Raw genomic sequence first — 7,710 nt, 5'->3', positions numbered from 1 at the left:
TCGAGCTTGTATTGTTCGCCATTTGAAGAAATCGTGAAAATTTACATCGTAATCAAAAATAACCGATATACCTGTTATATTCTGGTATGGGGGTTGTTTTATGAATCTATTAAGAAAGACGACGCGAACTCTGCTGGCTTACGCCCTGCTTTTGTCGCTTGTCGGCATAACCGGCATAGCTTCTGCAGCCGGCTCGAATCAGGTGTCCATTGAGGTTGCAACGAGAGAGACCTCCCTGATTCCCGGCAGCAGCGTGATGGTCAACGTCAAGCTTTCCAATCTCACGCATGAAAACCAAAAGCTAAGGTCAGCGGTGCTTGCCTTAAGCTATGACGAAAAAGCGTTTAATACCGAGGGTAAAATACGCTTTGATGAGACTCTCGGAAAATACATATGGAGAGCCGATACTTATGTTATCCCATCCAAAACGTACGAGACTAAAGATTATCTCATTGAAGCTCCCTATCCAGTCGATCTAGATCCTGCGGATGGCAGACAAGAAGTGATTTTGTCGATCTCCGCCCTAAATAACAAGTACATCGACTCCGAGAAGGATGAAGCCATTATTTCATTTTACCTTACGGTGAACAAGGAAGCTCCGACTCAGAATACTTCGATCCATGTTCTTGCTCAAGAAACGGTGTTAAAGGATGCCGCAGGAAATTCCATTAAAGCGTTTGGGTCAACGTCCGCGAACGTTTATGTCGGCATTCCTAAACAAATTGAGATTGTTCGTGGCACTCTCCCGCCCACTTCTGATCCTTTCAACGTAAGCTTGAACAGCGGCACGGAGCTAAACGCGCTGGCTATTTTCAATAATGGAGACACGTCCTATATCACGGAATTCACTTCATGGGACACGACCGATCAGCAGGTTATTACGTCACCCATATACGGAAATATCCAAGCGGTCGCGTTAGGAAAAGCGGAGGTTACCGCTACTTTCGGAAATGTGACAGGCAAGCACGAGGTCCAGGTATACCCGAAGGGGGCACCTGAGTTAATTGTAAAGGAAGTCGTCTACGTCACCCGTATCCCAGATGAGCGATTGTTTGCGAAGGCGGCAGTCGTCCAAATCAAAGTAAACGGAAAAACCGCCGAACCGGGACGGATCTTTGACGGTGCCACTTACGTTCCGCTGCGATCGGTCAGCAACTTGCTGGGGATTGAGGTCAAGTACGACAATGATAAAAATGCACCAACCCTAAAAGGGAAGGCTGTGCCGCATTTCTATACCTTTTCGGGGACGACCTACATCTGGGCACGTGATCTTCCCGTGCTGCTGGGGGCCAAAATGAGCTGGGACAGCAAGAAAACGACCCTGAATATCGAGACCTCTGTTCAAAAATAACCCGACAAAAAAAATGCTCTCTTTTAGATGCCGGTTCAGGCAAATAAAAGAGAGCATTCGTTATTTTTCAACCTATTCCCATTCGATCGTCGCCGGCGGTTTCGACGTAATGTCGTAAACAACGCGGTTCACGTTCTCAACCTCGTTAACGATACGCACGGAGATCTTCTCCAGCACGTCCCAAGGGATACGAGCCCAGTCGGCGGTCATGCCGTCGATGGACGTTACGGCACGGATGCCTACCGTGTAAGAGTAGGTACGGGCATCGCCCATAACTCCTACGCTGCGCATGTTCGGCAGCGCCGTAAAGTACTGCCAGATCTCACGATCCAGTCCGGCTTTGGCGATCTCATCGCGCAGGATGTAATCGGAATCCCGAACGATCTTCAATTTCTCTTCGGTCACTTCGCCCAAAACGCGAATGGCGAGTCCCGGTCCCGGGAACGGTTGTCTCCATACGATTTCCCGAGGCAATCCCAACTCTTCGCCGACCTTGCGCACTTCGTCTTTGAACAGCGTATTCAACGGCTCGATCAGCTTGAATTTCATGTCCTCCGGCAGCCCGCCCACATTGTGGTGCGATTTGATCGTTTGGGCCGTCGCGGTTCCGCTCTCGACAATGTCCGTATACAACGTCCCTTGAGCCAGAAATTTGAAGTCATCGAATTTAGCCGACTCTTCGTCAAAGACGTAAATGAATTCGTTGCCGATGATTTTCCGCTTCCGTTCCGGATCGTCAACGCCGGCCAGCTTCGTAAGGAAACGTTCGCGCGCATCGATCTTGACGACCTTCATGTCGAACTTGCCAACGAAGGTCTCCATCACGCTCTCCGCTTCCCCCTTACGCAGCAGACCATGGTCGATGAACATGCAGGTCAGTTGGTCGCCGATGGCTTTATGAATCAGCATCGCTACAACCGAGGAGTCAACGCCGCCGCTCAACGCGCACAGTACCTTGCCGTCTCCAACCTTGTCGCGGATATCGCGCATGGCATCCTCGATAAACGTCTCCATGCTCCAGTTGCCTTCACAGCCGCAGATCTCGTAAAGGAAGTTACGGATCATCTCGTTACCGTGCACGGAATGACGAACCTCCGGATGGAATTGCACGCCGTACATGTTGCGGTTCGGGTTGGCGAACCCGGCGATCGGTGCATGCTCCGTTGAAGCATCAACCACGAAGCCGTCCGGAAGCTGGGTCACGTGATCCCCATGGCTCATCCAAACCGTCTGTTTCGCATCGAGCCCGCGGGTTAATGCCGAATGTTCCGCAAAATCGACGTCTGCCTTGCCGTACTCGCGTTTCGCTGCGCGTTCCACCTTGCCTCCAAGCTGGTGCGCCATTAACTGCATGCCGTAACAGATGCCAAAAATCGGCACGCCGATATCGTACACGGCCGGGTCGATGTGCGGGGCATCCTCCGCGTAAACGCTGGATGGTCCGCCCGAAAACACGATTCCTTTCGGCGCGATTTCCCGCAGGCGTTCCACCGGCGTATTAAACGGCATTAGTTCGCTATACACGCCTAAGTCGCGGATCCTTCTTGCAATTAACTGATTGTATTGTCCTCCGAAATCAAGGACCACAATCATTTCATTTGGCTTATTCATGACCGAGCCTCCCTCAAATTATGACACCTATTATACGAAACGACAAAAGAGGTCGTCAAGGAAGCCCGGCGCCAATTTCAGCGGCGACGAAAGGCCAAATTCCGGCATTGTTCCAGGAACTTCATGCTTTCCTTTCGCTCTGGCCGCAATCCCCCGTAGTAGATCATCTCCCAGGTCCGCACGAACTGCTCAGTCGACTCGGCTTGAGATTTATCCGCGAGAAGCGCGGATTGGAGGTATTCCCGGGCTGTCATAGACGCAGGTTTAGGTCCGTAGACGATTGCCAGCTCGCGCCACACCCGATCCGCCGAAGCCAACAGTTCACGGCGTCCAGGAAAGGCATTTCGCAGACGCAGGCGTCCAAAGGCAAGCGGGAGCAAGTGTCTGCGTTGCTTCACTTCCCTCGCCACCAGCCATACGAAACCGGCACCCAGCGCCAGGACGGTCCAATCGAACAAGCGCAGCTTCGGATTCATCGCGGCGAACTGTTTTGCGGCTAGATCGGTAAGTTTCGGCTGCAGGAGCTTGGCCACCTCGGTTGCTTTGGCTAACAGCGGAAAAGTCGCTTCGGTATCTGCGCCACTTAGCCCATGATCCGATAAAGTGTTGACGCTTAAAGCCATGGATGCGCCGAACCCCGGCGTCGGATCGAAGGCAACCCAACCGGTCTCGGGAAAATACACCTCCACCCATGAATGCGCATCAGCATACGTCACGGTATACCGATGCAGTTCAACGGAATCGGTGCCGCCAACGGTGGATGCAGGCGCCACTCTGCTGTCCGCTTCGGCAGCTGTTGTAGCGGCAGATGACCCAGGTTCGCCCGGAGCGAAGCCCTTGACCCAACGGGCCGGGACCCCGCCGCTGCGAAGCAGGATGACCATCGCCGTCGAGAAGTGATCGCAATAGCCGATGCGGTCGACGAACAAAAAGCGGTCAACGAAATCGGCCCCTTCCGGCGGCTGATGGGAATCCAAGCTATAAGCGTAACGATGCTTCAAGTAACTCTCGACGGCGGCTGCCGCATCATAGCGGTTGCTTTCTCCGGCGACAAGCTGTTCGCCAAGCTTCCGTACCCGCTCCGGCAGAGCCTCCGGCAATTGCAGAAAGCGGTCCCGGACCTCCAGCGGGTCCGGCCCCTCCTCTTGGCGCAGCTCGTCTGTGGACGCTGTCGGCACCGAAGAGGTCAGCTCATAGCCGTAAATCTGCTCCGCCGAGGCGGCATAATCGACGATGAAGGCATCCGCCCAGGCGTCAAACCGGGGCTCCAACTGCACCGACTGACTCTGGTCTCCGGCGATGATCCGTTCCGCCTGGACCGGAAGCCCGCCCGACAGCAGGGCCACCCGCCCTGTCAACGGCGCTTCAAACGTCACCGTTTGGCGGATCAGCTCCCGGCCGGTGTCGACGCCGGCGACGGCAGCGGCGGCAGCGCCCAAGGCCATATCGCCCGCGAGGTCGCCGGAGCGCTCCGTCCCGGCGATCGTGGGCGAGCCTTCTCCGGCCGGTTGAATCCAGCCCCGGCCGGTGTACACGCTTTTGCTTTCGCCGCGCCAGTACGTATTGTACGGCGACAACGCCGTAAAATACGGGTCATGGCGCAGGCGCAGCGGCGCGCCCAGCTTGGAGTCGTCTCGGCCGTAGCCGGATACGCTGACCGCCGCGGCACCGCCCGGCTGTCCGGTCAGCTCGGCACCGCTCCAGTCCGACAAGCTGCGGGCGACCTGCTCCCAAGTGATCGCCCGCACCGGCTGCAGCGGCAGCAACGAGCTGAGCAGCGCCGCGCCGGCAACGCAAACGAGCACGACGCCCCCGCCGGCAACGCTCCCGATTCCCCGGCTCGCCCCGGACTCGCCGCGATGGAACGCCGCCGCTTGCAGCGCCAGACCCAGCGCCGCCGTGCGGATGACACCTAAATACAATTCCAGGCCCACGGCTGCCTCGAGTACCAACAAATAAATCACAGTAGCTGACAAGAATAACAAAATGCTTTGGCGCGAGAGCGCCAGCATTTGTACGGATACGACCAGCAGTGTCCAGCCGATCAATAACAGCAGCGCCCGCGTCTCCATACTGATGGCGTAAAGTCTTCCCGTGCTCAAAAACTCGTCCAGATCGGCAGCGATCGTTTGCGCGTAACCGCTAAACCAGGATACCCCTTCTTCCCGTCCGAAGAGATACAGCATGGCTCCGGCGATCAGCAGCGGCGGTAACGGTGCAAATAGTCCGGACGGAAGACGCAGGCAACCGAACAGCAGCAATGCCCCGGTGAGAATAAAGAACAGCGGAATGAGCTCCGTTTGCCTATCCGGCATCATCGCGTGCAAGGGATACAACCATTCCCCGAACAATCCGAAAAGCAGCAGCGTGATCAGGATCCGCAGGATGGTCGAAGGCGCAGGATGGCTCCCTCGCCGAGAAGGAATCGCCGCCGCTAAGGTCCCTCCGGCCGTGAGCACTACGTGTTTAGGCGCTGACATGCTCGCTCGCCTCCTTCTGCCGGGACTTCGTTCGATACAGCGTAAGATCCACTACCATGACGCCCCGCTCCCGTAGCCGACCCGCCAGTGGGATCGGTTGACCCGATCCGCCGAGACCGCCGGCACACCAAACCTCCGCGGTCACCCCAAGCTCAGCCAAATGCAGCAAGTCTCCGGCCAATTCAGTCGTAAGCCTACCCGTGATAACCGTGAGGCTTTGCCCTTGGGATAGCACCTCGGACCAATCCCTGCGGAGCAGTTCTCCTGCAGATAGGCCGTCCCCCCGTCGAAGACCGGCGAGCTGTTCCAGGCCGCTCATCATGCCCTCGCGACCGGTGACCCGGCAGGGGCCGGCCATCGCTCCGTGGCTGAACCTGAGCTCACTAGCGCCCGAATCGCCGGCCTCACGACGCAGCCAAGTTGCGGCAGCTGAGATCGCCAGCTCAAAGCCCGCGGGGTTCGCGTATTCCCCTTGCTGCGCGCTCAACAGCAAATACCTCGGCATCACGCCTTGTTCCTCAGGGATGCGGGAGAGCAACTCTCCCTTTTTCGCGGAGTATTTCCAATGAATTCGGCGCAGCGGATCTCCCGGTGCATAAGGCCTCAAACGGCCAGGAGCCGGGGAAGACATAACCAGTTGGGGCTGCCAAACCCCGCCGCCCTCTTGCTCGCCACGCTCCTCTGCTTCCGGCGGATCCGCCGCCAGGGGCGCGGGATGAATAACCATCACCTCGGCTGCAGCGGTGCCACGGCTGCGTTTAAACCAACCGAAGGAATCGCCCCAACTCAACCGTATGGGCATATCCTTGTAGACCCCCCGAGGCAAGCCTTGAATCGTATACATAGCCCGATAATCCCGACGGAATCCGGCGAAGAACAAACTACCGCCCCGGACCCCCGGGCGGTTCGTTCCTTGTCCAGCAGCGGCCCCAGCCAGCTCATCCTCAACCTGCAACCAGATGGGCGGTAGCCCTCCTTCGCAGCGAACCTTCAACGTGATAGTGACCGGTTCACCGGCAACCGGGAACTCCGGCTGCCAGGCACGCTCGACCTTAAAGCGCTTTGGGCCTAGCGCTTGCACCAGCGCGCCTTGCAACATGACAAAGCCAGCCAACACCAATAAGAACAAGGCTGATGCCCCGCCTCGCCATGCATACCAGCCCCCTAAAGTTCCCAAGAACACGATCGCTACCGGCCATACCCATCCCGCGTTCTTCATGACGAACTCCCCGATGCCCGCGCGAAAATCGGCACATTGACCTTAGAGAGCACACTCGCCAGCGCCTGCTCTCCATCGATGCCGGTGAGTTTGGCTTCGGTCCGGAGCACGATCCGGTGCGTTAGCACGGCGGGTGCAACGGCCTTCACATCGTCCGGCGTGACGAACGTCCGCCCCTTGAAGTACGCCATCGCCTGTGCAGCGCCCATCCAGGCGAGCGTCGCGCGCGGACTTAAGCCCAGCGCAATTTGCGGATGACGCCGTGAAACGTCCGCGGCTCCAACCATATAGCGCTTGATGACATCGTCTACCAGGACGCCCCGCACCAGACGCTGCATCACGGCCATTTCCTCTGGAAGCAATACCGGCTTCAACTCAGCGGGATTTGGCGGATCCTGCATCCGGCTGAGCATATCTACCTCCTGTTCCGGCTGGGGATACCCCAGCGTAAGCCGCATGAGGAAACGGTCCAACTGTGCCTCCGGCAGGCGATAGGTCCCCTCGTATTCGAGCGGATTTTGCGTAGCCAGCAACAGAAACGGCTTCGGCAATGCCCGCGTAACTCCGTCAATCGTCACTTTCCGTTCTTCCATCGCTTCCAATAACGCGGATTGCGTTCGCGGCGCCGCCCGGTTGATCTCATCGGCCAGCACGACGTTCGCAAACACCGGTCCGGGTCGAAACTCGAACTGACCGCTTTGCGCATGGTATACCGTTACGCCGGTCACATCGGAAGGCAACAGGTCCGACGTAAATTGGATGCGGCCAAACGAACCGCCAATGCAGGCCGCCAACGTGCGAACCAACATCGTTTTGCCCACTCCGGGTACATCCTCTAGCAGAATATGACCGCCGCTCAGCATCGCCACCACCGCGAGCTCGATCTCCTTCTTTTTCCCTACAATCACCCGATCCACTTTGTGAACAAGCTGCTCCAACAGCGCCTGCGCTTGATCGTGATTCATCGTGACTTCCCCCTCCATTTCTAAACCATGGCCGTAATCTATCAACCAGTTTCCCCAGAAACTAGCGAAAATAGACATGGAAGA

General features: G+C 57.2%; 5 protein-coding genes. 1 reads left to right on the top strand and 4 read right to left on the bottom strand.

Going from position 1 to position 7,710, the window contains the following annotated elements; translation table 11 throughout:
* The first annotated feature begins 100 nt into the window (after window positions 1-100).
* Window positions 101-1,351: a hypothetical protein gene (locus MKZ15_RS03905; RefSeq protein ID WP_339819977.1), complete on the top strand. Its 1,251-nt coding sequence runs from the start codon at window positions 101-103 to the stop codon at window positions 1,349-1,351.
* Window positions 1,352-1,423: 72 nt separating this feature from the next.
* Here the strand turns inward: MKZ15_RS03905 and guaA are convergent, their stop codons facing one another.
* The 4 genes from guaA to MKZ15_RS03885 form a co-directional block, all read right to left on the bottom strand.
* Window positions 1,424-2,962: a glutamine-hydrolyzing GMP synthase gene (gene guaA, locus MKZ15_RS03900; RefSeq protein WP_213623547.1), complete on the bottom strand. Its 1,539-nt coding sequence runs from the start codon at window positions 2,960-2,962 to the stop codon at window positions 1,424-1,426.
* 77 nt (window positions 2,963-3,039) lie between these two features.
* A complete protein-coding gene (locus tag MKZ15_RS03895) occupies window positions 3,040-5,442 on the bottom strand; it encodes a transglutaminase domain-containing protein (protein ID WP_339819975.1) in 2,403 nt (800 codons plus the stop codon).
* Complete coding sequence (locus tag MKZ15_RS03890) at window positions 5,429-6,661, bottom strand: DUF58 domain-containing protein (RefSeq protein ID WP_339819974.1); 1,233 nt, start codon at window positions 6,659-6,661, stop codon at window positions 5,429-5,431. The genes MKZ15_RS03895 and MKZ15_RS03890 overlap by 14 nt, the downstream gene beginning before the upstream one ends.
* The gene (locus tag MKZ15_RS03885; RefSeq protein ID WP_339819972.1) at window positions 6,658-7,626 is read right to left on the bottom strand and encodes a MoxR family ATPase; all 969 of its coding nucleotides are present in this window, start codon (window positions 7,624-7,626) and stop codon (window positions 6,658-6,660) included. The genes MKZ15_RS03890 and MKZ15_RS03885 overlap by 4 nt, the downstream gene beginning before the upstream one ends.
* Between the last annotated feature and the right edge of the window lie 84 nt (window positions 7,627-7,710).

Source organism: Paenibacillus sp. FSL R7-0216 (assembly GCF_037969915.1).
GTDB lineage: Bacteria > Bacillota > Bacilli > Paenibacillales > Paenibacillaceae > Fontibacillus > Fontibacillus rhizolycopersici.
Note: the sequence above shows the minus strand (reverse complement) of the source record. Positions and strands in the feature narration are given on the sequence as shown.